The following is a 25,368-nucleotide window of genomic DNA, read 5'->3' as shown; positions in this document are numbered from 1 at the left end:
GTTAAAGGATGCCTACAACTTCGTTCAACCCTACCCCACACGCGGGTCTTCCCGCCGAGCGCGGGTTTGCTCGCGACCGCGGTGCGCCGAAGCTCGTCGCTCGCGAACAAACCCGCGCTCGGTGAAAGTGCGGCTAGTCGCGCTTGGTCTGCGCGATCCGGCCGAGCAGCCCGTTGACGAAACCCGGGGAGTCGTCGGTGCTCAGGAGCTTCGCCGACTCGACGGCCTCGTCGATCGCGACGGCCGTGGGCACCTCGTCGTTGTAGAGCACCTCCCAGATGCCGATCCGCACGACCGCGCGGTCGACGATCGGCATACGCGAGATCGACCAGCCCTGCGAATAGGTCTCGATGAGCTCGTCGATCTCGGCGTGGTGATCGACGACGCCGTCGACGATCTCGCGGGCATACAGCCACGACGACTGCCGTTCCGGCTCGCTCGCGGCTCGCTCGGCCTCGGCCGAGAGCGCGTCGAGGATCGGGATCCCGCGCACATCGGCCCCGTAGAGGATGTCGAGGGCCCGGCGGCGGGCTTTGGTTCTGGCGCCCATCCGGGACTAGTCGTTCACGCGGCCCAGGTAGTCACCTGTGCGCGTGTCGACCTTGACCTTGGTTCCGGTTTCGAGGAAGAGGGGAACCTGGATCTGGTAGCCCGTCTCGACCGTGGCCGGCTTGGTGCCGCCCGTCGAGCGGTCGCCCTGCAGGCCCGGCTCGGTGTAGGTGATCTCGAGAACCACGGATGCCGGCAGCTCGACGTAGAGCGGAGCGCCCTCGTACAGCGCGACCGTCGCGGCCTGCTGCTCGAGCAGGAAGTTCGCTGCGTCTCCCACGACGACCTCGCTCACGGTGAGCTGGTCGTAGTCGGCCGTGTCCATGAACACGTAGTCGTTGCCGTCGCGGTACAGGTACTGGTAGTCGCGGCGGTCGACATTGGCCGTCTCGATCTTGGCACCCGCGTTGTAGGTGCGGTCGACGACCTTGCCCGAGACGACGTTCTTGATCTTGGTGCGGACGAAGGCGCCGCCCTTTCCGGGCTTGACGTGCTGGAACTCGATGACGGTCCAGAGCTGGCCGTCGATCTTGAGGACTACGCCGTTGCGGATGTCGCTGGTTGAATCAGCCATGACTGAAGAAAATCCGTTCAATTGGAAAGATGCTTGGGGCTGGTGGCCCCCGAGGCGGGCCGAATGCCCGAAAGACGAGTGTAGTTGGCGGGCGGCCTTTCGGCCAAAGATCGTCAGTCGGCGCGGGTCACGTAGTCGAGGGCGAGTCCGTAGGAGTCGAAGCCGAAGCCCGCGACGACCCCCGTGGCGACGCCGCTGATGACGCTCGTGTGGCGGAACTCCTCGCGGCTGTGCGGATTGCTGATGTGCACCTCGATGAGCAGCAGCCCGGCCTTCGTGACGAGGGCCGCGGCATCCCGCAGCGCGTAGGAGTAGTGCGTGAAGGCCGCGGGGTTGAGGATGACGGGGCGGCCGGTGTCGACGGCCTCGTGCAGCCAGTGCACGAGCTCCGCCTCGTCATCGGTCTGACGCAGGTCGATCTCGACGCCCTCGGGCGCCGAGGCACGCAGCAGCACCTCGAGGTCGGCGAGGCTGCCGTCGCCGTACACCTCGGGTTCGCGGCTGCCGAGACGACCGAGGTTGGGACCGTTGAGAACCAGCACTGTGCTCATTCGAGAAAGCCTATTGCACGCCCGGGTGCGCCTAGGAGGCGATCTCCTGGTAGGCCGCGAAGAGCAGCGGGGTCTCCGGGCCGGCGAGTACGCTCGGCCGCGCGAGGTCGTCGAGCACGATGAAGCGCAGCATGCTCCCCCGCGCCTTCTTGTCGCGCTGCATCGTCGCGAGCAGGGTCTGCCAGCGGCCCAGCGGGTAGCTCGTGGGCAGCGTGAGCGACTCGAGGATGGAGCGGTGACGGTCGACGACCGCGTCGGAGAGGGAGCCCGTGAGGCGACCGAGCTCGGCCGCGTAGACCATCCCGACCGCGACGGCGGCTCCGTGCCGCCACTGGTAGCGCTCGGCGTGCTCGATCGCATGGCCGAGGGTGTGGCCGTAGTTGAGGATCTCGCGCAGGCCCGCCTCGGTGAAGTCCTCTCCGACCACTCGCGCCTTGATACCGACCGAGAGCTCGACGAGACGCCGGAACTCGTCGCTCGCGGGGTCGGTCGCGACCGCGACATCCGCCTCGATGATGTCGAGGATCTCCGGCTCGGCGATGAAGCCGTACTTCACGACCTCGCCGAAGCCCGCGAGGATCTCGTTGCGCGGCAGGGTGGCGAGCAGCTCGAGGTCGGCGACGACGGCGTGCGGCGCGTAGAACGAGCCGACGAGGTTCTTGCCCTCGGCCGTGTTGATGCCGGTCTTGCCGCCCACCGCCGCGTCGACCATGCCGAGCAGCGTCGTCGGCACCTGCACGAGGGCGACGCCGCGCAGCCAGGTCGCGGCGACGAAGCCCGCGAGGTCGGTGACCGCGCCGCCGCCGAAGCCCACGACGGCGTCGCTGCGGGTGAAGTCGGCCTGGCCCATGATCTGCCAGCAGAAGGCGGCGACCTCGACGCGCTTGGCCGCCTCGGCGTCCGGCACCTCGGCGAGCAGCACCTCGTAGCGCCCGAGCAGGCTCTCGCGCAGGCTCGCCGCCGCCGCCCCGAGGGTCGGAGGGTGCACGATCAGGATCTTGGCGGCGCCCGACGGCAGATAGCGGGCGAGGTCGTCCGCGACCTGGCCGCGGCCGATCGTGACGTCGTACTGGCGTGCACCGGGCACGGGGATGGCGGTGACGGGCTCGTTCATCGGCTCTCCTTCAACCACGTGGCGATCTCGCTCACGATGATGTCGATCGACCGCTCCGAGGTGTCGCAGCGGTAGTCGGCCAGGGACTCGTACAGCTCGCGCCGGGACTCGACAAGGGCGCGCCACGAGTCGAGGTCGGTCACGAGAGGACGTTTGTCGTCTTGGATGCGCTGGGCGACGGCCTCGGCGGTCACCTCGAGCAGCACGACGCGGCAGGATGCGAGGTCGTCGCGGGTGCGCTCGTCGAGCACCGCGCCGCCCCCGAGCGAGACCACGGCCTCCTGCTCGAGCGCCTCGACGACGGCCTCGCGCTCCCAGTGCCGGAAGACGGGCTCGCCGTGCTCGGCGAAGATCCGCGAGATGTCGCCGTGCCTCGTGGCCACGACCGTGTCGGTGTCGACGAACGGCAGGCGCAGCCTCTTCGCGAGCCGCCGCCCGATCCGGGACTTGCCCGCGGCGGGAGGCCCGATGAGCGCGACGGTCACCACTCGGTGCGCAGCGACTCGGGGATGCTCGCGAGGTAGGCGTCGCGGTTGCGCCTCGTCTCGATCACCGAGTCGCCGCCGAACTTCTCGACCATGGCGTTCGCGAGCACGAGGGCGACCATGGCCTCGGCGACGACGCCCGAGGCGGGCACGGCGCAGACGTCGGAGCGCTGGTGGTGAGCGGCCGCGGCCTCGCCGGTCGCGATGTCGACGGTGCGCAGGGCGTGCGGAACGGTCGCGATGGGTTTCATGCCCGCGCGCACCCGCAGCACGGTCCCCGTGCTCATGCCGCCCTCGGTTCCGCCCGCCTTGTCGCTCGTGCGGGTGATGACCTCATCGCGCGCGACGAGCTCGTCGTGCGCCTGCGAGCCCCTCCGCGTGGTCGTGAGGAATCCGTCGCCGACCTCCACGCCCTTGATGGCCTGGATGCCCATGAGCGCCGCGGAGAGCTGGGCGTCGAGCCGGCGATCCCAATGCACGTAGGAGCCGAGCCCCGGCGGCAGGCCGTAGGCGAGCACCTCGACGACGCCGCCGAGTGTGTCGCCGTCTTTCTTCGCGTCGTCGACCTCGGCCACCATAAGAGCGGATGTCGCGGGGTCGAAGCAGCGCAGCGGATCGGCGTCGAGCGCCTCCACGTCGTCGGGCCCGGGCAGCGCGCTGCCCTCGGGAACACGCACGGGGCCGATCGAGAGGGTGTGGCTGACGAGCCGCACGTCGAGCTCGGCGAGGAAGGCGCGGGCGATCGCGCCGAGCGCGACGCGGGCGGCGGTCTCGCGGGCGCTCGCGCGCTCGAGCACGGGGCGGGCCTCGCCGAAGCCGTACTTCTGCATTCCGACGAGATCGGCGTGGCCGGGGCGCGGGCGCGTGAGCGCCGCCGCACGGGCGCCCGTGAGGCGCTCGGCCTCGACGGGCTCGGGGCTCATGACGTCGACCCACTTGGGCCACTCGGTGTTGCCGACGCGCACCGCGATGGGGCTGCCGATCGAGACGCCGTGCACGACTCCGCCCGAGAGGTTCAGCTCGTCTTGCTCGAACTTCATCCGCGCGCCCCGGCCGTAGCCGAGCTTGCGCCGGGCGAGGTCGGCACGGAGGCCGTCGAGGAGCACGGGGACACCGGCGGGGAGTCCCTCGAGGATTGCGATGAGTTCCGGGCCGTGAGACTCTCCGGCTGTGAGCCAACGAAGCATAGTTGTCATTCTCCCATAGGCGTCGCGGCCTCCCGCCGACGCCGATCGTCACGCGAGGTGTGCGCCGCGTTCGTCGATTCCTGCAGCCGCGCGCAGCGCGGCGAGCACGGGCTCTTCCCTGTCGAGGGGCACCAGAGGATCCCCTTCCACGAAGATCCGCACCTGCACGAGCGCCTGGTGCACGAGCATGCCGAGCCCGGATACGACCGTACCGCCCCGGCGCTCCCACTGCTGCGCGCGCGCGCTCGGCCAGGGGTCGTAGGCGACGTCGAGCAGCACCGAACGGGCGGGGTCCGCTGCACGCAGCTGTCCGGCATCCGTCGCGTCTCCGGGCAGGGTGCTCACGACGAGCTCCGCCTCGGTCTCAGCGCGTTCGCCGAGCGCGCCGACGGCGACGGCGAGGCCGAGTTGCCGGCCGAGGTCTTCGAGGGGGCCGAGCTTGGCGGGGTTCCGCGCCGAGATGCTCACGTGCTCGGCGCCGAGCTCGGCGGCGGCCGTGAGGGCGGATGCCGCGGTCGCGCCTCCCCCGAGGATCTCCACGTGTCTCGCCTCGACGAGCCCCACGTCGCCGAGCGCGCCGACGATGCCCGCGACATCCGTGTTGAAGACCTCGCGGGAGCGCGGCTCGCCGGACGAGGCACCCAGCAGCATCGTGTTCGCTGCATCGGTGAGGGCGGCGATCCGGTCGACGCGGCCGGCGAGGCGCACGGCCTCGCGCTTGAGCGGCATCGTGAGCGACAGCCCGCGCCACTCGGGGGTCAGGGAGTCGAGGAAGGGCCCGAGACCCGCCTCGTCGACCTCGATCGCCTCATAGCTCCAGGGCAGGCCGAGCACCTCGTAGGCCGCCGCGTGCAGGCGCGGAGACCGCGAGTGCGCGATGGGCGAGCCGAGGACGGCGAGACGGCGGGCCGGCACCGCGTTCCCGCGCTCAGCCATATTCGGGGTGGTCCGCCATCCACGCCTGCCACTTCTCGACGGCGGCCTCGTGCTCCTCGAGGGTGGCCGAGAAGATCGTCTCCCCCGTGTCGAGGTTCCAGGTCACGAAGTACAGCCAGGGCCCGTCGGCGGGATGCAGCACGGCGTCGATCGCGAGATCGCCCGGGTTGGAGATGGGCCCCACCGGCAGCCCGGGGTGCACGTAGGTGTTGTAGGGGTTGTTGGCGTCGGCCCGCTCGGCATCCGTGGTCGTCACGAGGTGGGTGTTGCCCGTGCCGTAGGCGACCGTCGCGTCCGACTGCAGGAGCATGTCCTGATCGAGACGGTTCTGGAAGACCCGGGCGACCTTGTAGTAGTCGTCGCGCAGACCCGCCTCGCGCTGCACGAGCGAGGCGAAGACGACGACGCGGTAGCGGTCCTCCGGGGCGACGCCCGCGCTGTCGAGGGCTTGGAACATGCGGTCGACGAGGGTCTTGACGATGTCGTGGGCCGTGACTCCCGGTGGGAAGGTGTAGGTCGCGGGGAACAGGAAGCCCTCGACGCTCGTCGCCTCGGGCGGGAGACCGTATGAGCCGTAGTCCGCGGCCGCCGCCTGCAGATCGGCGAGTGGCACGCCGGTGCCCTCTGAGATGTCCTGGAGTGCGACGGCCGCCGCCGTGCCCTCGGGGATCACGACGGTGTCCTCCATCCGGTTGGCCGGATCGAGCAGGGCGTCGAGCGCGGCCGCGGCGCTCATCTTCTCGGCCAGCCGGTAGGCGCCGGGGGCGAAGACGGGCTCGTCGGTCTGGGCGATGAGCAGGTCGTAGAAGGCGTCGAACGACTTGGTGACGCCCGCGTCGACGAGCGTCTGGGCGATCGTCTCGCCGATGTCGCCCTCGTGGATCATGACCGTGACCTCGCCCGTTCCCGAGCCCTCGTAGTCGTTGGACTCCCCGGGCCCCATGAGGCTCGCGAGCGGCCCCTGGATCGCGAAGAACCCGGCGACCATAAGCGCGACGAAGACGACCAGGACGATGAGGCAGCCCCAGGCGCCCCGGCCGCGGCCTGGGCGCTTCTCGCGCGGCGGATAGCTCGTGACGGCGGCCCGCCGGGACGCGCGACCCGCCGAGTGCGTCGAGGGCAGCGGCTCCTCGTGCGGCCCGCCCGCCAGCGGCCCGCCGAGCGCGGGAGCGCCCGTCGCCGACTGCTCCGTCGCGGTCTGTCCCGTCGCCGACTCGCCGGCTCGCGCCGACTCGCCGGCTCGCGCCAGCTCGCGCGCCTCGCGACGGGTCGCGGGCACGCCGGTCTCCGATGCGGGCGGGACGGCGGGAGGCACGGCGGCGGATGCGGGGGTGGCGGACGACGGCACGGCCGGCTGAGCGGGACGGGGCGGCACGGCCTGCGCGCTCAGGAACTGATCCCAGTCGAGGGGTGCGTTGTCACGCCCGTCGCGGTCGCCGTCGTCGGCGGATCCAGTGGGGGGATTCGACAAGCTCATGGTCCTTCGTGTTCGCCGACGAGTCGGCCGGCGGGGGTACCGGACGAACGCTCCATGTCGAGGGCCTGTTGCAAAACTATAACGGCAGCGACTTGATCGATCACCGGACGGGAGGATTTCGACGACCGCCCGGAGGCGCGCAGCGCCGACTGGGCGCTCACGGTCGTCAGACGCTCGTCGACCATCCGCACCGGCAGGGCGAGGGCGTCGGAGAGCCGCCGGGCGAACTCCAGCGCGTCGGTCGTCGAGGCCGTGACGTTGCCCGAGAGCGCGAGCGGCAGGCCGACGATGACCTCGACGGCCTCCAGCTCGCTCGCGATCCCCGCGATGCGCGTGACGTCGGCGCTCCCGCCGTCGTCGCGCGCGACGGTCTCGACGGGCGTCGCGAGCATCCCGTGCGGGTCGCTGCGGGCCACGCCGATGCGGGCCTTGCCCACATCGACTCCGAGCCGCACGCCCGAACGCACGCCTAGCCCTTCGCTGATGCCGCGATCGCCGCCAGGGCCTCCGGCACCGCCGCCGGGTTCGAGCCGCCGCCCTGCGCGAGGTCGTCCTTGCCGCCGCCACCGCCACCGAGGACGCCGGCCGCGAGCTTCGCGAGGGCGCCGGCCTTGATGCCGCGCTCCCGCGCCGCGGGGCTCGTCGCGACGATCACGACGGGCTTGTCGGCGATGACCGAGGCGAGGGCCACGACGGATGCCTCGGTGCCGAAGCGTTCGCGGACGCCCATCACGAGCGTGCGCAGCTCGTCGGGCGAGGTCAGGCCGTCGACGCTCGCGGCCACGATCGTGAGGCCGTCGCGCTGCTCCGCCGCCCCGACGAGACTCGGGATCCGGTCGCTGAGAGCGCGTGCCTCGTAGGCCGCGATCTTCTTCTCGGCCGCCTTGAGGTTGGCGACGAGATCGGCGATGCGCTCGGGCAGCTTCTCGCGCGGCGTCTTGAGCGAGGAGGTCAGCTCGGTGACGATCGCCCGCTCGGCAGCGAGGTCGTTGAAGGCCTCGAGGCCAACGAGCGACTCCACACGGCGGTTGGTCGAGCCGACCGAGGCCTCGCTCACGAGGTTGATGATGCCGACCTCGGAGCTGTGCGTCACGTGGGTGCCCGCGCAGAGCTCGCGTGACCAGGGGCCGCCGATGTCGACCATCCGCACGGTGTCGCCGTACTTCTCGCCGAACAGCGCCATCGCCCCGAGCGCCTTCGCCTCGGCGATCGGCAGCTCGCGGGTGACGACCTCGAGGTCGTCGCGGATCGCGTTGTTGGAGATCTCCTCGATCTCGCTGCGGGTCTCCTTCGAGAGCCCCTGGTTCCACGAGAAGTCGAGACGCAGGTAGCCGGCCTTGTTGTACGAACCGGACTGGTGAGCATTGGGACCGAGCACCTGGCGCAGGGCCGCGTGCAGGATGTGCGTTCCCGAGTGCGCCTGACGGGCCCCGCGGCGCCAATCCTGGTCGACGAGGCTCGTGGCCGGGGCGTCGACGGCGACCTCGCCGCTCGTGACCATGACCTTGTGGCTGATGAGGCCCTTGACGGGCTTCTGCACGTCGAGCACCTCGAGCTCGTAGCCGGGACCGACGATGGTGCCGGCATCCGCCTCTTGGCCGCCCGACTCCGCGTAGAGGGCGGTCTCGGCGAGGATGACCTCGGCGATCTGCCCCTCGCCCGCCCGCGAGACCGAGGCGCCGTCGACGATGATGCCGAGCACCCTCGACTCGGTCTCGAGCAGCTCGTAGCCCGTGAAGACGGTCTCGCCCTGGGCGCGGAACTCGCTGTAGACCGAGAGGTCTGCGAGGTGGGTCTTCTTCGCCTTCGCGTCGGCCTTCGCCCGGCTGCGCTGGTCGGCCATGAGCGTGTCGAAGGCCGCGCGGTCGACCGAGAGGCCCGCCTCGTCGGCGATCTCGAGCGTGAGGTCGATCGGGAAGCCGTAGGTGTCGTGCAGCAGGAAGGCCGTGTTGCCGGGCAGCTTGTCGGCGCCCGACTCCTTCGTCTTCGTGACCGCGAGATCGAGGATGCTCGTGCCGCTCTCGAGTGTGCGCAGGAAGGTCTCCTCCTCGGCGTAGGCGGTCTGCGCGATACGCGCGTAGTCGTCCTCGACCTCGGGGTAGGCGGCCTTCATGGCGTCGCGGGAGGCGGGCAGCAGCAGCGGGAGCGTGGCCGTGTCGACCCCGAGCAGGCGCATGGCTCGCACCGAGCGGCGCAGCAGGCGGCGCAGGATGTAGCCGCGGCCCTCGTTCGACGGGGTGACGCCGTCGGACATGAGCATAAGCGCCGAGCGCACGTGGTCGGCGACCACGCGCATGCGCACGTCGTGGTCGTGCTCGGCTCCGTAGCGGATGCCGGAGATCTCGGCGGCCGCGTCGAGCACCGGGCGCACCTGGTCGATCTCATAGAGGTTCTCGACGCCCTGCTTGAGAAAGGCGACGCGCTCGAGCCCCATGCCCGTGTCGATGTTCTTCTTGGGCAGCTCGCCGAGGATCGGGAACTCCTTGGGCCCCGTGCTCTCGCCGCGCAGGTACTGCATGAAGACGAGGTTCCAGATCTCGATGTACCGGTTCTCGTCGGCCTCGGGGCCGCCGTCGACCCCGTAGGCCGGCCCGCGGTCGAAGAAGATCTCGGAGCTCGGGCCCGCGGGCCCGGGAACGCCCGTCGACCAGTAGTTGGAGTCCATGCCCAGGCGCTGGATGCGCTCATCGGACAGCCCGGCCGTCTTCTTCCAGAAGTTCACGGCCTCGTCGTCGTCTTTGTAGACGGTGACCCAGAGGTCCTTCTCCTGGAAGCCGAGGCCGCCGTCGGCCTCCGACGTCGTCAGGAGCTCCCAGGCGAACTCGATCGCCTGCTCCTTGAAGTAGTCGCCGAAGGAGAAGTTGCCGTTCATCTGGAAGAAGGTGCCGTGACGGGTCGTCTTGCCGACCTCGTCGATATCGAGCGTCCTGATGCACTTCTGCACGCTCGTCGCGCGCGGGAAGGGCGCGGGCACGAGACCCGTGAGATACGGGATGAACGGCACCATGCCGGCGACCGTGAAGAGCAGGGTCGGGTCTTCGCTCACGAGAGAGGCGGATGGCACGACCGTGTGTCCGCGTGAACCGAAGTAGTCGAGCCAGCGTTGGCGAATGTCAGCAGTCTGCATGAGGTCCGATGGTGTGGAGGGAGGTGGGCAGGGGAGGACGGGCGTAGGGAGACGACCGGGCGAGCCGGGCGGCGGTCCGCCGAAGGGTGTGGAGGCTCAGTCCGCGTTCTCGATGGCGTCGCGCAGCTCGGCCTCGCGGGCGCGATAGCCGTCGCTGATGGCCGCGCCGAACTCGCGCGCCTTGGCATCCAGATCGGCGAAGAAGCGGCCGCCCTGCGGTGTCTTGTTGACGTTGTGGGCGACGACGAAGCCGATGCCGATACCGATGGCGAGCCAAATGACGTTCTTCATGGACAACTCCTGGATGTGGGTGCCGGGAAGCGGCGCGAACCCTGCCCTCAAGTTTAGGGGAAACTCTTTCAGCCGCGCGGGCCGCTGCCGCTCGCGCGGCCGCCGCCCGTTCCCGGGGCGCCCGCGCCGCCGCCCGCTCTGCGGGAGCGACGGGATCCCGGGAAGAAGGCGGCCTTGGCCGCGGCGCTGAACCCGGCGAGCTTGATGAGCGGGCCGCCGACGGTCGCGGCGACGAGCGCGACGAGGGCCGAGACGTTGCCCGTGACCTCCTCGACGTTCTTCGTGATGGCGTCGATGCGCGCGATCTGCTTGTTGGTCTCGCGGAGCGTCGTGGCGCTCTCCTCGAGGATCGGCACGACGTTCTCGCTCGTCTCCTTGATGGCCTCGGTCGTCTGGTCGAAGACCCGGCCGAGCTTCAGGAGCGGCACCGCGATGATGGCCACGAGGACGGCGAAAACGCCCGCGGCGATGAGCCCTGCGATATCTCCACCCGACATGGGCACCTTCATTCCCTCGTTGGCATGCGTCGGCCGCCGGATGCGGACCGCGCGTCGTTCGCGCCTCGACAAGCCTAGCCCGGCCTCCTCCCCAGGCGTCAACGGGCACGGATCCTCCACAGCATCCGCTCGGCCGCCGCGTGTGTCGCCGGCACCTGACAGGCTGGGTGCATGACCGACACCCGCACCTCCGCCCTCGCCGTCCTGCGCAGCCTCGTCGGCAGTGACGACGCCGAGTTCCACGAGGGCCAGTACGAGGCCATCGAGACGCTCGTCGACGAGCACCGCCGCGCCCTCGTCGTGCAGCGCACCGGGTGGGGCAAGTCCGCGGTCTACTTCGTCGCGACCCTGCTGCTGAGGCGGCGGGGCGCGGGGCCGACGATCCTCGTCTCGCCGCTGCTCGCGCTCATGCGCGATCAGGTCGCCGCGGCGGCCCGCGCCGGCGTGCGGGCCGTGGCGATCAACTCGGCGAACGCCCACGAGTGGTCGCAGATCCTCGAGAGCCTGCGCGACGACGAGGTCGACATCCTGCTCGTCTCCCCCGAGCGCCTCAACAACCCGGCGTTCCGCGAGAACCAGCTGCCCACCCTCGTGAGCCGTGCGGGGCTCGTCGTCGTCGACGAGGCCCACTGCATCTCGGATTGGGGGCACGACTTCCGCCCCGACTACCGTCGGCTGCGCGACCTCGTGGCGAGCCTGCCGCCGGGAGTCCCCGTGCTCGCCACGACGGCGACGGCCAACAGCAGGGTCGTCGCGGATGTCGCGGAGCAGCTCGCTCATCCCGCGTCGGGTCCGGGCGCCGGTTCCGTGACCGAGCTGACCGAGCCGGTCGTCACCATCCGCGGCCCGCTCGCCCGGGCGTCCCTGCGGCTCGGGGTGCTCCGGCTGCCCGACTCGGGATCGCGCCTGGCGTGGCTCCTGACCAATCTGAGCTCGCTCCCGGGCAGCGGCATCATCTACGCGCTCACCGTCTCGGCCGCCGAGGACACCGCCCGGCTGCTGCGCGAGGCCGGTCACGCGGTGCACGCCTACACCGGCCGCACCGACACGGCGGAGCGCGAGGCCCTCGAGGGCAGGCTCAAGAACAACGAGGTCAAGGCGCTCGTCGCCACGAGCGCACTCGGAATGGGCTTCGACAAACCCGACCTCGGCTTCGTGCTGCACCTCGGGGCGCCCTCCTCCCCTGTCGCCTACTACCAGCAGGTCGGTCGCGCGGGCCGTGCGACCGCCAACGCCGAGGTGCTGCTGCTGCCGGGCAACGAAGACGAGGCGATCTGGTCGTACTTCGCGACGGCCTCGATGCCCGACGAGCGCAAGGCGAAGGCCGTCATCGCCGAGCTGAGCGACGAGCCGCTCTCCACGCCCGCGCTCGAAGCCCGGGTCGACCTGCGGCGCACCCCCCTCGAGCTGCTGCTCAAGGTGCTCGACGTCGACGGCGCCGTGCGGAGGGTGCAGGGCGGCTGGGTGTCGACCGGCGAGCCCTGGAGCTACGACGCCGAGCGCTACGCGAGGATCTCCGCAGCGCGGGTCGCCGAGGCCCAGGCGATGCTCGACTACGAGCGGCTCGGCCCCGGCAGCACCGGCTGCCGTATGGAGTTCCTGCAGCGGGCGCTCGACGACGAGACGGCCGTGCCGTGCGGCCGATGCGACAACTGCGCCGGGCCCTGGTACCCGAACGGCATCGAGGAGCAGGCGGCCGTCGCCGCGACCGCCTCGCTCGAGCGGGTCGGCGTCGAGCTCGAGCCCCGCGCCCAGTGGCCCGGCGGCATGGAGAGGCTGGGTGTCCCCGTGCGCGGCAACATCGCCGCGGGCGAGAGGATGTCGGCGGGGCGCGCGCTCGCCCGGCTCACCGATCTCGGCTGGGGCGGCACGCTCCGCGAGCTCTTCGCCCCCGGGGCCGTCGACGCCCCGGCGAGCCCTGCGCTCATCGCCGCGTGCGTGCGGGTGCTCGCCGAGTGGGGCTGGCAGGAGCGGCCCGTCGCCGTCGCCAGCGTGCCGTCGCAGCGGCATCCGCTGCTCGTGGAGTCGGTGGCCCGGGGCCTGGCCGGGGCGGGGCGGCTGCCCTACCTGGGCTCCGTGCCGATCGCGAACGGCGGCCCGAGCGGTGACCCGGGCGGCAACAGCGCCTACCGGCTCGCGAGCGTGTGGGAGCGGTTCGCCGCCGACGGGCTCGACACACCCGCCGGCCATCCCGTGCTGCTCGTCGACGACCTCGCCGACAGCCGGTGGACGCTCACGGTCGTGTCACGGGCGCTGCGGCTCGGCGGAGCCTCCGAGGTGCTGCCCTTCGTGCTGGCCCTGCGCGCCTGAGCGGTCGATCGACCGCAGAGGGTCAAGAGGATGCCCCGATCCCTACGCCCTACGCGACCGGCTCGAGCCGGAAGATCCGCAGCGTCCGCCCCGAGGAGCGCTCGTACCCGCGATACCCCGGCCACTGCCGTTCGATCGTGCGCCACACCTCCTCGCGCTCCTCGTCGCCGATGAGCGTCGCGCGCACGGGCACGGGGCGTCCGTGCACGGTCGCCGTCGCCTGGGGGTGGGCGAGGAGGTTGCCCGTCCAGGCGGGATGATCCTCGCGCGCGAAATTGCTGCCCGTGACGAGCATCCTGCCGTGCCCCTCGGGGCAGTACATAAGCGTCGTCTCGCGCTCGAGCCCCGACTTCGCGCCGATCGTCGTGAGAACGAGGGTCGGCACGATGAGCCCGCTCATCTGCACGCGGCCCCGGGTGAGCCAGGCCATCCCGCGCTCGAGCGGCGGCATGACGACCGGCCCCACACGACGGAAGAACCGCGTGCGCGAGAAGGCCGAGACCAGACTGCGGATGCCGCGGAGCACGCTCATCGCAGGCCTCTCACGACCCCGAGCTCACGGAGGCGGCCACGAGCAGCCGCTCAGACCTCGGCCGGCTGGAACCACGGCGGGTGCACGACGAGCTTCGTCGGCATGGCCGCGGCCTGCAGCATGGTCTTCACGGTGTGCCGCACGTTCACGTTCGCGACGCCGATGAGGGTCACGAGCTCGACGGGGAAGGCGTCGTGCACGAGGTACTCGGCGTCGAGGATGCGCGTGGCCTCGTCCTCGTCGCGCAGGGTCTGCAGCATACGCCGCGTCTCGTAGGGGGCCGTCGCGAACCGGGTGAGGGCCCCCGTGGCGTCGCCGTCGGTCACCGCGATCGCCGGGCCGGAGTACTCGTCGTGCACGATCCCCCCGGCCACGGCCTTGATCGTGCTGACGAGCACCACGAACTCGGTGGCCGCGTAACCGCTCGCGGCCTTCGCCAGCCGCGGGTCGGCCGTGCGTGTGCGCAGGTTCTGCCAGACGGTCGCGTCGGTGCTCAGGAAGAACGGCACGTACGAGGCGACGCTGTCGCCGTCGTCGGAGACCACGATCGTGGTGCGCGAGACGCGGTTGGGCGCCGAGGAGATGTCGATGGCCGGCTGGGACGCCTCGGCCTGACCCGCCTGCGAGAACAGGCTGCCGCTGCTGAGGATGCCGGGCAGGTTGTCGATGTGGGTCATGTGGTAGATGCGCTGCTCCCCGACGTCGACCGCCGGCTTGGACAACGTCGACGATCGCGACGAGCTTCCCGCGCGCAGCGAGGGGGCGCGCGTCGAGCGGGCCCGGCTCGCCCGCGGCGCCGCCGCGAGGGCGTCGACCACCGGTGCCGGTTTGGGGTAACACGAGTCGCAGAGCCCGTTCTCGAACCCGTGAATACATTCGTCGCCCACTGCACAGCCTTCCGTACGCGCCCGTCCGCTACGGAAAAGGGTCACACCCTCTACGTTACGCGTAGATGTGGACAGCCGTGCGCCTCAGGGCACGATCCACAGATCTGTTCTGCCGCTTCTGCCCTGCTCTGTGCTGACCTGCTCTGTGCTTGTGCTGTTCTGTGCTGCTCACCCGCCCGGGCCGACCTCGCCCCCGCCGGCGCCCCCGCCCTCGCCGCCCTCGACGAGCCGGAGGAAGGCGCTCAACTGCGCGAGCGCGCCGATCGAGGTGGGCAGGTAGTCGGTGAGGAACGGCGAGTAGACGAGGTAGGCCGCCCACTGCGCCCGCGAGATCGCGACGTTGAGCCGATTGGCCAGCAGCAGGAACTCGATGCCCCGAGGGACCTCCGCGGCCGACGAGGCGGCGAGCGAGACGATCGCGATCGCCGCCTCCCGCCCCTGGAACCTGTCGACCGTTCCGACCGCGACCTCGCCGTAGCCGGCCGCGGCCAGCCGCGAGCGGATGAGCTCGACCTGCGCGTTGTAGGGGGCGACGACGATGACGCCGTCGGTGCCGAGAGGTGCGGTCGAGCCCTTCGACGACCACTCGCGGCCCAGCACCTCCGCGACGATCGCGACGACGGCATCCGCCTCGTCGATCGACGACGTCGAGTTGGCGACGTGCGGGACGGGCACGGTGTGCAGCCCCGGCTCGACGCCGTCGAGACGCCGGTCGGAGGGGTGCGAGCGCAGCGCGCCCTCGTACGAGAGCTGGGAGACGGGCTCGCAGACGGCGGGATGCATCCGCCAGCTCGTCTCGAGGAAGTAGCCGAGCTCCGCGGGCAGCACGTCGTGACCGTGCGAGAGCCAGCCGAGCGCCGAGACGTCGACGGGCTCGGGATGAGTGCCCTGGCTCACCTGCGGCAGCTGCTGCGGATCGCCGAGCAGCAGCAGCCGTCTCGCCGAGACGGCCGCCGCGATCGTGGCGGCGAGCGAGAACTGCCCGGCCTCGTCGATGACGAGCAGGTCGAGCGATTCTCGGGGAACCGTGCCGGCGTTGCTGAAGGTCCAGGCCGTGCCGCCGATGACGCGCCCGCCGGGCCGGGCGAGGAAGCCCGCGGTGCCCGCGCCGTCGAGCCTCTGCCACGGCCTCGTGCGCGTGTCGCCGTCTTTCGGCTTCTTGCCGACCGAACGCGCGTCGACCCCCGCGTCGACGATCGCCTCGAGCATGTTCTCGACGGTCGCGTGCGACTGCGCGACGACCCCGACCTTCCAGCCGTGATCGTTGACGAGCTCCGCGATCACGCGTGAGCCCGTGTACGTCTTGCCCGTGCCGGGCGGGCCCTGGACAGCGAGATAGGAGTGGTCGATGCGCAGCAGCGAGTCGCGGATGGCGTCGCCGACCGACGAGCCCACCGCGACGAGCCCACCCCGCGGAGGCTCGCGGCGCAGGATGTCGAGGGCGGCGTCCGGCAGCATCCCGGGCAGCGCGTCGAGCACCCGGCGGCCCCATTCGCCGATCGCGCCGATCTGGGATCCGGCGGGCGGCGGCTTGCCCGGGGTGACGGCGACCGGATGCTGGTCGTAGGGTGCGGCATCCCGCTTGAGACGCTCGGTGAGCAGCCAGTTCCCGTCGTCGTCCTGCACGAGCGTCGCGCGATCGTGGGCGCGTCGTGCGCCCGGCTCGCTGTTCTGCTCGATCGGCGGGAACGGCGGGTCGTAGAGCACGAACGGCGAGGCGCCGGCCCCGAACGAGCTGCCGGGCGCCGCCGTGCCCTCGACCCGGAGAACCCGCGAGGCCGTGCGTTTGCCGGGCTCGACGGCCCAGTCGCGCAGCACCTCGGCCCGGTCGATCACGAAGACGTCGCGGGTGTCGGCCCACTCCTCGATGGGATCGCGCAGCCGGGCGAAGTGATCCCACCAGAAGCTCTTGCCCTCCCGCCGGTGGTAGTCGATCGCCGCCGAGGCGAGCGCGAGGGCCGTCTGATCGGCCGTGCGCTCCCCCGGCGGCACCGCCGCGAGCTGCGCGGTCAGCGCCAGATAGACGGGGTCCGGCTCCGCGATCGGCACCGGAAGGGTCAGCTCGTCGGCCCCGGCCAGGCTCACGGCGTTCTCGGCGGCGCGCTCGAACAGCCAGTCGCGCAGGCGCAGGGTCGAGAGGCAGTCGTAGGCGTTGTAGTCGGCGATCTGCGCGAGAACGGATGCCGCGGCATCCGCGTCGCCCTGGGCGAGCAGCTCACGCGACCGCACGTACTCGGTGATCGAGTCGGCGGCGTTGGCGACCCCCGAGCGCAGCTGCGAGCCCATGTAGAGGGGCTCGAGCTTCTTGAGCGAGTAGCTGCGGCTGCCGATGCGCAGGCCCTGCCGCACGATCGGGTAGAGGTCGACGAGCACGTGGTTGCGCAGCAGATCGTCGACCGCCTCCTCGCCCACGCCGTGCCGGGCGGCGAGGGTGAGCAGATGGGTGCGCTCGTAGCTCGCGTAGTGGTAGACGTGCATGGCCGGGAACCGCGCGCGCCGCTCGGCCAGATAGGCGAGGAAGTCGATGAGCGCCTGGCGCTCCTCGGCGAGGTCGTGGGCCCAGAAGGCGCGGAACCGGCCGCGGGCGTCGACGAGCCCGAACAGGTAGTCGAGGCCCCAGGACTCGCCCTGCTGGTACAGCGGGTCGCCCTCGAAATCGAAGAAGATGTCCCCCTCGTCGGGCGCCGGCAGCGCCGAGAGCGCACGCGGGCTCACGACGGCCCAGGCCAGCGGATGCCGCGCGTCGACGGGCGCGATCTGCAAGCGGGCCTGCTCGCTCAGCGCCGCGAACGTCGCCGCCGCCATGCCGGGCACCGCGACGGGCGTGAGGGATGATGCCGCGTCGGATGGCGCGCGGGGCGCCGCGCCCGCCAGCTGCTCGATCGTCATGATGCCGGCCGCCCGCAGCTTCGCCCTCTGCACGAGGCTGAGACCGGCGACGAGCAGCACGTCGCGGTGCAGCTGCACCTGCTCCTCGCACACCTCGCAGCGCCCGCACGCCGTGTACCGGGGGTCGCCCCATTCGCTCGCCGCGTCGTCGGCGAGCCGTTCGTCGAGGATCCGCTCGAGACGCGCCCGGCGCCGGCGGTACACCGGCAGGATGTCGCGCAGGCGGTGCGTGCTCGTGCGCCCGTCGCCGAGCACGAGGTGCACCTGCTCCCCGGTGGGCACGCCGAGCGCCTGCAGCTGCTCCGCGTAGGCGGCGAGCTGCAGGAGCGCCGTGATCTTGGCCGAGCGTGCGAGCTTGGTGTCGTAGACCTCGTAGCGGCCGTCGCCGCCGCGGATGAGGAAGTCGGCGTAGCCGAGGAAGCGGCCGTCGAAGAAGGCCCCCTGGAAGACGACGCCCGCTCCCTCGGCGAGGGCGGCCGTGGTCGCCTCCGTCGCCGTCGTGATCTCGTCGAGCTGCGGGCGCTCGATCTCGACGACGTCGCACGTCTCGCGTAGCCGCTCGAGCATCCGCCGCTCGTGGGCGTCGCCGAGCGCGCCCGTTCGCGCGAGCATGTCGTCCTCGGCGGTGGGCGGCTGCTCGATCCGGCCCAGCCGTGCGTCGAGCCTGCGTACGACCGCCCACTCGCACCTCGAGGCCGCGACCAGATCGCTCGCCGAGTAGACGACAGCAGGGCCGGTGTCTGTGCCGAGCAGAATCATCGTCACCCCCTGGTGGTGTCGGCCTGGTCACGACGGATCGCGTGGGCGGCATCCGTCTGCCTCGACGGTACAGGCCACGACCGACCTCGTGGGGCGGGATGTCAGCGGGTGCTGACCTGCGCGTACTTGCGGATCGCGAGCGGGACGAACACGAGCAGCATCACGGCCACGCCGATGAGCACGGTCGGGATGGGGTACTGCTGCGTCCAGACATCCGGCTCGGGAGCGCCCGGCGGCACGTTGCCGAACAGGATGCGGGCCGACTGCACGAGTGCCGACACGGGGTTGAGCTCGGCGAAGACCCGCAACGGCGGCGGCAGCGTGTCGGCCGGAACGAAGGCGTTCGAGATGAAGGTGAGCGGGAAGAGCACGAGGAAGGAGACGTTGTTGATGATCTCGGGGCTGCGCACGCTCATACCGAGAAAGGCCATGACCCACGAGAGCCCGTACGCGAAGAGCAGCAGCAGGGCGACCGCGGCGACGGCCTCGAGAAAGCTCGAGCGGATGCGCCAGCCCACGATGAAGCCGGTCGTCATCATGACCGCCATCGAGACCGTGTTGATGAAGAGGTCGCCGTTCGTGCGGCCGACGAGCACGGCCGAGGGGCTCATCGGCAGCGTGCGGAACCTGTCGATGATGCCGTCTTTGAGATCCTGCGCCATGGCCGAGCCCGAGTAGGTCGAGCCGAAGACGACGGTCTGCGCGAAGATGCCCGCCATGATGAACTCGGTGTAGCTGCTGCCCGGTATGTCGATGACGCCCTCGTAGACGTAGGTGAACAGCAGCACGAACATGATCGGCTGCAGCAGCGTGAAGACGAGGATGTCGGGAACGCGCTTGATCTTGATGAGGTTGCGGCGCGTGGTGATCCAGCCGTCGTTGAGCCAGTCGGCGATGGGCGATGGCGTGCGCGGAGTGCCGGGGCCCGGCGTGTCGAGGTGGGCCGCCCGTGTCGTGGCGCTCATGACGCCCTCCTCTCGCTCGCGTCGTTCTTCTTCCCGCCCCTCTTCTCACCCGAGGCCTCGGGGCCGGATGCCTCGCCCTCCCCCTCATCGGAGGCCATGTGCCCGGTCAGCCGCAGGAACACGTCGTCGAGGGTCGGGCGCCGCATGCCGGCGTCGTACAGCCGCACCCCCTGCTCGCCGAAGGCGGCGAGGATGTGCTGGAGGGCCACGGGCGCGTCGTCCGAGCTGACGGTCAGCTCTCGGCCCTCGGGCGAGACGCTCGGCTCGGAGGTGCCGAAGCGGCGCAGGATCTCGACGGCCGCGCCGCGATCGTCGGCCGAGACGAGGTTGATCTCGACCCGCTGGCCGCCGATCGAGGCCTTGAGCTCGTCGGAGGTGCCCTTCGCGATGACCTTCCCGTCGTCGATCACCGAGATGCTGTCGGCGAGCTGATCGGCCTCCTCCAGATACTGGGTGGTGAGCAGCACCGTCGTGCCCTCGCCCACGAGGCTCGTGATGATGTCCCACATGCCGAGGCGGCTGCGCGGGTCGAGGCCCGTGGTCGGCTCATCGAGGAACAGCACCTTCGGGCGGGTCACGAGCGCGCCGGCGAGGTCGATCCGCCGCCGCATGCCGCCGGAGAAGCCTCTGACCACCCGGTTCTGCGCGTCGCTCAGGTCGAAGAGCTCGATGAGCTCCTTCGCCCGCGCCCGCGACTGCCGCGCGCCGAGATGGTAGAGCCGCCCGACCATGTCGAGGTTCTCGAGGCCCGTCAGGTTCTCGTCGACGGCCGCGTACTGCCCCGAGACCCCGATGATCGGGCGGATGCGCTCGGGGTGCGCGAGCACGTCGATCCCGTCGATCGTGGCCGTGCCGGCGTCCGGCCGGATGAGGGTCGTCAGCACTTTGACGGTTGTGGTCTTGCCCGCGCCGTTCGGCCCGAGCAGGGCTGTGACGGTGCCCTGCGGAACGAGCAGCTCGAGCCCGTCGAGGGCGTGCACGGGCTCGGCGCGCTTGGGCGTGTAGCTCTTGGCGAGGCCGATCGCTTCGATGAAGTCCACAGGTCATCTCCGGTTCGCGTGGTCGACGGTCACGGGAAATCAATCATGTGGACACTGTACACACCGAGGCCGACGTCCGCCTCCCCCGAAATCCCCCGCAGCTCCCTCGAATCGCCGAAGACCCGCGTCATGATCTCGGCCCCGGCGCGTCTCTTGGGTGGAGGTGTGATCGGCGTCACCGCCCCCTCGGCACGCCGGTCACACCTTCCTCGATCTCGAGTGGTCTCGTCGGCCCCTCGATCGCCCGAGCAGTCGCCTCGCAGACGACCCGGGCAGTCGCCTCGCGCAGCCGACTCGCGCAGACGAAAGGAGGGGCCACGGCCGAAGCCGTGACCCCTCCTTCGAGGTGGTGCGTGAGACTAGCGCGCGGCGTAGTACTCGACGACGAGCTGTACTTCACAGGTGACGGGCACCTCGGCACGCTTCGGGCGACGCACGAGGCGCGCCTGCAGCTTGTCGAGCTCGACCTCGAGGTAGGCCGGGACCTTCGGGAGCACGTCGACGTGACCGCCGGCCGCTGCGACCTGGAAGGGCTCCATGCCCTCGCTCTTCGGCTTCACGTGGATGAGCTGGCCCGGCTTCACGCGGAAGGAGGGGCGGTCCACGAGCTGGCCGTCGACGAGGATGTGGCGGTGCACGACCATCTGGCGGGCCTGAGCCGTCGTACGGGCGAAGCCCGCGCGCAGCACGAGCGCGTCGAGACGCATCTCGAGCAGCTCGACGAGGTTCTCACCGGTCAGGCCGGTGCCACGACGGGCCTCCTGGAAGGCGATCTTGAGCTGCGCCTCGCGGATGCCGTACTGGGCACGCAGACGCTGCTTCTCGCGCAGACGAACGGCGTAGTCCGAGTCGGCCTTGCGCTTGGTGCGCCCGTGCTCGCCCGGAGCGTAGGGACGCTTCTCGAGGTACTTGGCTGCCTTCGGGGTCAGGGCGATGCCCAGCGACCGGGAGAGGCGGGTCTTGCTACGGGTACGTGACTTGGTAGACACGGTTTCCTTTCAATAATTACGACATCGGTCTTCGGGACCGCAGCCGCTGGGCGTACCGGTGGGCACTGAACTGCTGAGAACAGCGCACGAGCACAGGCGCAGACGGACTGCGAAAGTATGAAGAGGGATGTTGCCACGGGATGCCCGGCTACAAGGCGTTCCCCATCCAGCAGAGTTTCGTACGCAGCCGCACGACAAAACCCGCTGTAGGCAACAGAAATCATAGCAGACGACAGGACGTCCCGCCCGACCCTGCTCGCGGGCTCACTCGATCCCGGCTCACTCGACTCCCCGCACGATCCGGCGCAGCTTCGCGAGCCGCGCCGAGACGTCGCGCTCGTTGCCGTGCTCGGTGGGCCGGTAGTAGACGGCCCCCGCGAGCTCGTCGGGCGCGTACTGCTGGCGCAGGACCCCGAGCGCGTCGTCGTGCGGGTACTGGTAGCCCTTGCCGTGGCCGAGGCGTTTGGCACCGGGATAGTGGGCGTCGCGGAGGTGCTTGGGGATGCGGCCGATGCGGCCGGCGCGCACGTCGGCGATCGCGGCGTCCAGGGCCATGTACGCGGCGTTCGACTTGGGCGCCGTGGCGAGGTGCACAACGGCCTGGGCGAGCGAGATGCGGCCCTCGGGCATGCCGATGTACTGCACGGCGTCTGCTGCGGCCACGGCCACGAGGAGCGCCTGCGGGTCGGCCATGCCGATGTCCTCCGAGGCGAGCACGATGATGCGGCGGGCGATGAACCGCGGGTCTTCGCCGGCCTCGATCATCCGTGCGAGATAGTGCAGCGATGCGTCGACGTCGGAGCCCCTCACCGACTTGATGAAGGCGCTGATGACGTCGTAGTGCTCGTCGCCGTTGCGGTCGTAGCGCAGGAGCGCACGATCGACGGCGAGGGCGACGTGCTCGGCCGTGATGACGGGCTTGTCGGGCTCGGGCGGGGCGGTCGGCTCGGCGGCATCCTCATCGCCCGTCTCGGCGCCCTCGTCGCCCGCGCTCTCGTCGCCCGCGCTCTCGTCACCGGCACCCTCGTCGCCCGCTTCGTCCGTCTCCGCTTCACCCGTCTCCGCGGCTGCCGCGCTCATCGACGCGGCGGTCACCGCGGCGGCCTCGAGCGCGGTCAGTGCCCGTCGGGCGTCGCCCGATGCGAGACGGATGAGGGTCGCACGGGCCTCGGCCTCGAGCTCGAATCGCCCGCCCAGCCCGCGCGGGTCGGCGACGGCGCGGTCGACCACGACGCCGAGGTCGTCGTCGCTCAGCGGCTGCAGCGTGAGCAGCAGCGAACGGGAGAGCAGGGGCGACACGACCGAGAACGAGGGGTTCTCGGTCGTCGCCGCGACGAGGATCACCCAGCCGTTCTCGACGCCGGGCAGCAGGGCGTCTTGCTGCGCCTTGGTGAAACGGTGGATCTCGTCGAGGAAGAGCACCGTCGACTGCCCGTAGAGGTCGCGGGTCGTCATCGCCTCCTCCATGACCCGGCGCACGTCGCGCACGCCGGCCGTCACGGCCGAGAGCTCGACGAAACGCCGGCCGGAGGAGTGCGCGATCGCCTGCGCGAGAGTCGTCTTGCCCGTACCGGGAGGGCCCCAGAGGATGACGGAGACCGAGCCCTGCTCCCCCGTCACGTCGCTCGCGAGGTTGACGAGGGGAGAGCCGGGCGTGAGCAGGTGCCGCTGACCGGCGACCTCGTCGAGGCTCGTGGGTCGCATCCGCACCGCGAGCGGGGTCGCCCCGCTCAGCAACCCCGTTTGAGCCTGTGCCATCACCCCAGGGTAGTTGCTGCCTCCGACACGCGCCGCGCCGGTCGGCCCGCGTCATTTGGTCGCATCACCACGAGGTGCGTAAAGTTCATCTGGGGTTCTCGGCGCCCGTCCCTCTGGCGCCCGATCCCGACCCGTTGTCTTCGCGCCATCGTCGGCGCCCAGGTAAGAGGAATGCCGTGGCACCCAGCAAGCAGAACGACCGTGAAGGACGCCAAGCGCGAGAGCGGCTGCGTGCCTATCAGGCCCGGCAGAGCGTGCACGAGCACCGCATCAAGCGGCGTGTGCGCGACAACGTGATCGCGGGAGCGGCCCTCCTCGTGGTGCTCGTCATCGCCGTCGGCGCACAGGTCGTCTACTTCACCGGCGGCCCCGGCGCGCCGGAGCCCACCGCGAGCCCGTCGCCGTCGGCCTCCGCAGCCGCGGACGGCGTGCCCAGCCCGGGTCTCGCCGAGAACCGCAGCTGGACGGGCACCCTCACGCTCAACGACGTGCCCCTCGGCGTCGAGCTCGACGGCGCGCTCGCCCCGCAGGCGGTTTCGTCGACCATCAGCCTGGCCGACAGCGGGTTCTACGACGGCGTCTCGTGCCACCGCCTCACCAACGGAGGCTTCTTCGTGCTGCAGTGCGGCGACCCCGCAGGCGACGGCAGCGGCGGGCCCGGCTACAGCTACGGCCCGATCGAGAACGCCCCGGCCGACGACCTCTACCCGGCGGGAACCATCGCGATGGCCCGCCAGGGCGGCAACGCCGAGAGCATGGGCAGCCAGTTCTTCGTCGTCTACGAGGACACGACGATCCCCTCGGACGCGGCGGGCGGCTATTCGGTCATCGGTCACGTAACGAGCGGGCTCGACCAGCTCAAGTCCGAGATCACCGACAAGGGCATCACTGGCGGCGGCTCGGACGGCGCGCCCGCCGTCGCGACGACGATCACGAGCTTCACCCTGCAATAACGGGGCGACACTCCCCCGCAGGGAGTGCAATAGGCTTGACGGCAATGCCCCTCGTGGGCTGGCAGCATCCAATTCCAGCAAGGTGAGGCTCTTGTCTAGTGAACAACAGGCCTGGGGTCGTGTCGACGACACCGGTACCGTCTTCGTCCGTCTTTCCACGGGTGAACGCGCTGTAGGTCAGTACCCGGATGGCACGCCCGAGGAGGCTCTCGCGTACTTCCAGCGCAAGTTCACCGATCTCGAGGGCCAGGTGACCCTGCTCGAGCAGCGGGCGAAGCGCGGTGCTCCGGCATCCGACATCGCGCGCGCCGTCTCCACCCTCCGCGAGTCGGTCGCCACGGCGAACGCCGTGGGCGACCTCGAGTCGCTCTCCACCCGGCTCGAGAAGCTGGGCGGCGCCGTCGAGGAGCTCACCGAGCAGCAGAGCGCCGAGGCGAAGGCCGCGATCGCCGCCGCGATCGCCGAGCGCACCGAGATCGTCGTCGCAGCGGAGGCGCTCGCCGCCGAAGACCCCGCGAAGACGCAGTGGAAGCAGACCACCGCCTCGCTGGATGCTCTCTACGCGCGCTGGCAGGCCCACCAGCAAGACGGTCCGCGCCTGCCGAAGAACGATGCCAACGAGCTCTGGAAGCGCTTCAGGGCCGCGCGTACGACGATCGAGCAGAACCGCAAGGCGTTCTTCGCCGAGCTCGACAGCGTGCACCGTGACGCGCGCACGCGCAAGCAGGCCCTCATCGACCAGGCCGAGTCGCTCATCCCCCAGGGCATGGCCGGCATCCCCGTCTACCGCGATCTGCTCGATGAGTGGAAACGTGCGGGCCGGGCCGGCAAGAAGCAGGACGACGCCCTCTGGGCCCGGTTCAAGGCGGCGGGCGACGAGCTCTACGCCGCGAAGAGCGAGGTCGACGCCAAGGAGAACGAGGAGTTCCAGGGCAACCTGACGCTCAAGCTCGAGCTCCTCGACGAGGCCGAGCCGCTTCTGGCCGAGACCGACTTCGCGAAGGCCCGCACGGCGCTGCAGGCGATCCAGCGTCGCTGGGACGAGATCGGCAAGGTCCCCCGCGAGCAGGTGCGCGTCATCGAAGACCGCCTCCGCAAGGTCGAGACGGCCGTCCGCAAGCTCGAAGACGACCACTGGAAGACCAACAACCCGGAGAAGAAGGCCCGCTCCGAGGGTCTGGCGGGTCAGCTCGAAGACGCGATCGCGAAGCTCGAGTCCGAGTTGGCCGAGGCGACGGCGAGCGGCGACACCGCGAAGATCGCGGCAGCCCAGGAGGCCCTGGACGCCCGTCGCATCTGGTTGCAGGCACTCGGCCGCTAGGTGTACTGACCCGGATCGTTGTTGACGTAGGAGAGACCTCCGAGGTCGAGTTGGAGCTGTCTAGGTTCCCTCGATCCCACGGAGGTCTCTCGTGTCTCACGCTAATGCCCGGCTGGCTCCGGCCGGCAGGTTGATCATGGTCCAACGCATCGGGTCGGGGCGAGCGGTCGCTCACGT

The 25,368-nt window shown here is 70.7% G+C and carries 22 protein-coding genes; 3 read left to right on the top strand and 19 right to left on the bottom strand.

Going from position 1 to position 25,368, the window contains the following annotated elements:
• Positions 1 to 133 precede the first annotated feature (133 nt).
• The 12 genes from nusB to CLV54_RS03855 form a co-directional block, all read right to left on the bottom strand.
• Positions 134 to 550, bottom strand: coding sequence for a transcription antitermination factor NusB (nusB, locus tag CLV54_RS03910; protein ID WP_100343677.1), 417 nt, complete (start codon positions 548 to 550; stop codon positions 134 to 136).
• A 6-nt stretch (positions 551 to 556) separates the two neighbouring features.
• A complete protein-coding gene (gene efp / locus CLV54_RS03905) occupies positions 557 to 1,123 on the bottom strand; it encodes an elongation factor P (protein WP_100343676.1) in 567 nt (188 codons plus the stop codon).
• A 113-nt stretch (positions 1,124 to 1,236) separates the two neighbouring features.
• Positions 1,237 to 1,674, bottom strand: a complete 438-nt coding sequence (locus tag CLV54_RS03900; RefSeq protein WP_100343675.1) for a type II 3-dehydroquinate dehydratase — start codon at positions 1,672 to 1,674, stop codon at positions 1,237 to 1,239.
• 31 nt (positions 1,675 to 1,705) lie between these two features.
• On the bottom strand, positions 1,706 to 2,788 hold the full coding sequence (gene aroB, locus CLV54_RS03895) for a 3-dehydroquinate synthase (RefSeq protein ID WP_100343674.1): 1,083 nt from the start codon (positions 2,786 to 2,788) through the stop codon (positions 1,706 to 1,708).
• Positions 2,785 to 3,273: a shikimate kinase gene (locus tag CLV54_RS03890; protein ID WP_100344351.1), complete on the bottom strand. Its 489-nt coding sequence runs from the start codon at positions 3,271 to 3,273 to the stop codon at positions 2,785 to 2,787. The genes aroB and CLV54_RS03890 overlap by 4 nt, the downstream gene beginning before the upstream one ends.
• On the bottom strand, positions 3,270 to 4,460 hold the full coding sequence (gene aroC, locus CLV54_RS03885) for a chorismate synthase (protein ID WP_100343673.1): 1,191 nt from the start codon (positions 4,458 to 4,460) through the stop codon (positions 3,270 to 3,272). Before aroC ends, CLV54_RS03890 begins: the two co-directional genes overlap by 4 nt.
• A gap of 48 nt (positions 4,461 to 4,508) precedes the next feature.
• Positions 4,509 to 5,396: a shikimate dehydrogenase gene (locus CLV54_RS03880; RefSeq protein ID WP_100343672.1), complete on the bottom strand. Its 888-nt coding sequence runs from the start codon at positions 5,394 to 5,396 to the stop codon at positions 4,509 to 4,511.
• A complete protein-coding gene (gene mltG, locus CLV54_RS03875; protein WP_245861325.1) occupies positions 5,389 to 6,867 on the bottom strand; it encodes an endolytic transglycosylase MltG in 1,479 nt (492 codons plus the stop codon). The genes CLV54_RS03880 and mltG overlap by 8 nt, the downstream gene beginning before the upstream one ends.
• A gap of 2 nt (positions 6,868 to 6,869) precedes the next feature.
• Positions 6,870 to 7,340: a Holliday junction resolvase RuvX gene (gene ruvX / locus CLV54_RS03870; protein WP_100343671.1), complete on the bottom strand. Its 471-nt coding sequence runs from the start codon at positions 7,338 to 7,340 to the stop codon at positions 6,870 to 6,872.
• Positions 7,341 to 7,342: 2 nt separating this feature from the next.
• Positions 7,343 to 10,000: an alanine--tRNA ligase gene (alaS, locus tag CLV54_RS03865; RefSeq protein WP_100343670.1), complete on the bottom strand. Its 2,658-nt coding sequence runs from the start codon at positions 9,998 to 10,000 to the stop codon at positions 7,343 to 7,345.
• Between the two features lie 96 nt (positions 10,001 to 10,096).
• Positions 10,097 to 10,291 carry a hypothetical protein gene (locus CLV54_RS03860; protein ID WP_100343669.1) on the bottom strand — a complete coding sequence of 65 codons (195 nt, stop codon included), beginning with the start codon at positions 10,289 to 10,291 and terminating at the stop codon, positions 10,097 to 10,099.
• Between the two features lie 68 nt (positions 10,292 to 10,359).
• Positions 10,360 to 10,788: a DUF948 domain-containing protein gene (locus tag CLV54_RS03855; RefSeq protein WP_100344349.1), complete on the bottom strand. Its 429-nt coding sequence runs from the start codon at positions 10,786 to 10,788 to the stop codon at positions 10,360 to 10,362.
• Between the two features lie 171 nt (positions 10,789 to 10,959).
• On the opposite strand from CLV54_RS03855, the gene CLV54_RS03850 reads away from it, so the two are divergent.
• Positions 10,960 to 13,098, top strand: a complete 2,139-nt coding sequence (locus tag CLV54_RS03850; RefSeq protein ID WP_100343668.1) for a RecQ family ATP-dependent DNA helicase — start codon at positions 10,960 to 10,962, stop codon at positions 13,096 to 13,098.
• Positions 13,099 to 13,147: 49 nt separating this feature from the next.
• On the opposite strand, the gene CLV54_RS03845 is transcribed toward CLV54_RS03850, so the two are convergent.
• The 7 genes from CLV54_RS03845 to CLV54_RS03815 all read right to left on the bottom strand — a co-directional run bounded on the left by CLV54_RS03845 (position 13,148) and on the right by CLV54_RS03815 (position 22,917).
• Positions 13,148 to 13,630: a nitroreductase family deazaflavin-dependent oxidoreductase gene (locus CLV54_RS03845; protein WP_100343667.1), complete on the bottom strand. Its 483-nt coding sequence runs from the start codon at positions 13,628 to 13,630 to the stop codon at positions 13,148 to 13,150.
• Positions 13,631 to 13,680: 50 nt separating this feature from the next.
• Positions 13,681 to 14,448 (bottom strand): DarT ssDNA thymidine ADP-ribosyltransferase family protein, encoded by a 768-nt coding sequence (locus CLV54_RS03840; RefSeq protein WP_100343666.1) that lies wholly within the window; start codon positions 14,446 to 14,448, stop codon positions 13,681 to 13,683.
• Between the two features lie 237 nt (positions 14,449 to 14,685).
• Positions 14,686 to 18,165: a TM0106 family RecB-like putative nuclease gene (locus tag CLV54_RS03835; protein ID WP_100344348.1), complete on the bottom strand. Its 3,480-nt coding sequence runs from the start codon at positions 18,163 to 18,165 to the stop codon at positions 14,686 to 14,688.
• Between the two features lie 101 nt (positions 18,166 to 18,266).
• Positions 18,267 to 19,130, bottom strand: a complete 864-nt coding sequence (locus CLV54_RS03830) for an ABC transporter permease (RefSeq protein WP_100343665.1) — start codon at positions 19,128 to 19,130, stop codon at positions 18,267 to 18,269.
• Positions 19,127 to 20,170: an ATP-binding cassette domain-containing protein gene (locus CLV54_RS03825; RefSeq protein ID WP_100343664.1), complete on the bottom strand. Its 1,044-nt coding sequence runs from the start codon at positions 20,168 to 20,170 to the stop codon at positions 19,127 to 19,129. Before CLV54_RS03825 ends, CLV54_RS03830 begins: the two co-directional genes overlap by 4 nt.
• Positions 20,171 to 20,529: 359 nt before the next feature.
• The gene (rpsD, locus tag CLV54_RS03820; RefSeq protein ID WP_100343663.1) at positions 20,530 to 21,159 is read right to left on the bottom strand and encodes a 30S ribosomal protein S4; all 630 of its coding nucleotides are present in this window, start codon (positions 21,157 to 21,159) and stop codon (positions 20,530 to 20,532) included.
• Between the two features lie 279 nt (positions 21,160 to 21,438).
• Complete coding sequence (locus CLV54_RS03815; RefSeq protein ID WP_100343662.1) at positions 21,439 to 22,917, bottom strand: replication-associated recombination protein A; 1,479 nt, start codon at positions 22,915 to 22,917, stop codon at positions 21,439 to 21,441.
• Positions 22,918 to 23,093: 176 nt separating this feature from the next.
• Here CLV54_RS03815 and CLV54_RS03810 point away from each other — a divergent pair, with 176 nt between their 5' ends.
• Together CLV54_RS03810 and CLV54_RS03805 are read left to right on the top strand one after the other, a co-directional pair.
• Positions 23,094 to 23,870: a peptidylprolyl isomerase gene (locus CLV54_RS03810; RefSeq protein WP_100343661.1), complete on the top strand. Its 777-nt coding sequence runs from the start codon at positions 23,094 to 23,096 to the stop codon at positions 23,868 to 23,870.
• A gap of 82 nt (positions 23,871 to 23,952) precedes the next feature.
• Complete coding sequence (locus CLV54_RS03805) at positions 23,953 to 25,191, top strand: DUF349 domain-containing protein (protein ID WP_100343660.1); 1,239 nt, start codon at positions 23,953 to 23,955, stop codon at positions 25,189 to 25,191.
• Positions 25,192 to 25,368: the final 177 nt, after the last annotated feature.

Origin of the sequence: Compostimonas suwonensis (genome assembly GCF_002797855.1) — a bacterium.
Taxonomy (GTDB): Bacteria; Actinomycetota; Actinomycetes; order Actinomycetales; family Microbacteriaceae; genus Compostimonas; species Compostimonas suwonensis.
The sequence above is the reverse complement of the archived record's forward strand: the minus strand, read 5'-3'. Positions and strand labels throughout refer to the sequence as shown.

What these genes read in the sequence shown, in the direction of transcription:
- nusB (WP_100343677.1), bottom strand. Translation starts at nt 550, where the DNA reads ATGGGCGCCAGAACCAAAGCCCGCCGCCGGGCCCTCGACATCCTCTAC.
- efp (WP_100343676.1), bottom strand. Translation starts at nt 1,123, where the DNA reads ATGGCTGATTCAACCAGCGACATCCGCAACGGCGTAGTCCTCAAGATC.
- CLV54_RS03900 (WP_100343675.1), bottom strand. Translation starts at nt 1,674, where the DNA reads ATGAGCACAGTGCTGGTTCTCAACGGTCCCAACCTCGGTCGTCTCGGC.
- aroB (WP_100343674.1), bottom strand. Translation starts at nt 2,788, where the DNA reads ATGAACGAGCCCGTCACCGCCATCCCCGTGCCCGGTGCACGCCAGTAC.
- aroC (WP_100343673.1), bottom strand. Translation starts at nt 4,460, where the DNA reads ATGCTTCGTTGGCTCACAGCCGGAGAGTCTCACGGCCCGGAACTCATC.
- CLV54_RS03880 (WP_100343672.1), bottom strand. Translation starts at nt 5,396, where the DNA reads ATGGCTGAGCGCGGGAACGCGGTGCCGGCCCGCCGTCTCGCCGTCCTC.
- alaS (WP_100343670.1), bottom strand. Translation starts at nt 10,000, where the DNA reads ATGCAGACTGCTGACATTCGCCAACGCTGGCTCGACTACTTCGGTTCA.
- CLV54_RS03860 (WP_100343669.1), bottom strand. Translation starts at nt 10,291, where the DNA reads ATGAAGAACGTCATTTGGCTCGCCATCGGTATCGGCATCGGCTTCGTC.
- CLV54_RS03855 (WP_100344349.1), bottom strand. Translation starts at nt 10,788, where the DNA reads ATGTCGGGTGGAGATATCGCAGGGCTCATCGCCGCGGGCGTTTTCGCC.
- CLV54_RS03850 (WP_100343668.1), top strand. Translation starts at nt 10,960, where the DNA reads ATGACCGACACCCGCACCTCCGCCCTCGCCGTCCTGCGCAGCCTCGTC.
- CLV54_RS03845 (WP_100343667.1), bottom strand. Translation starts at nt 13,630, where the DNA reads ATGAGCGTGCTCCGCGGCATCCGCAGTCTGGTCTCGGCCTTCTCGCGC.
- CLV54_RS03835 (WP_100344348.1), bottom strand. Translation starts at nt 18,165, where the DNA reads ATGATTCTGCTCGGCACAGACACCGGCCCTGCTGTCGTCTACTCGGCG.
- CLV54_RS03830 (WP_100343665.1), bottom strand. Translation starts at nt 19,130, where the DNA reads ATGAGCGCCACGACACGGGCGGCCCACCTCGACACGCCGGGCCCCGGC.
- CLV54_RS03815 (WP_100343662.1), bottom strand. Translation starts at nt 22,917, where the DNA reads ATGGCACAGGCTCAAACGGGGTTGCTGAGCGGGGCGACCCCGCTCGCG.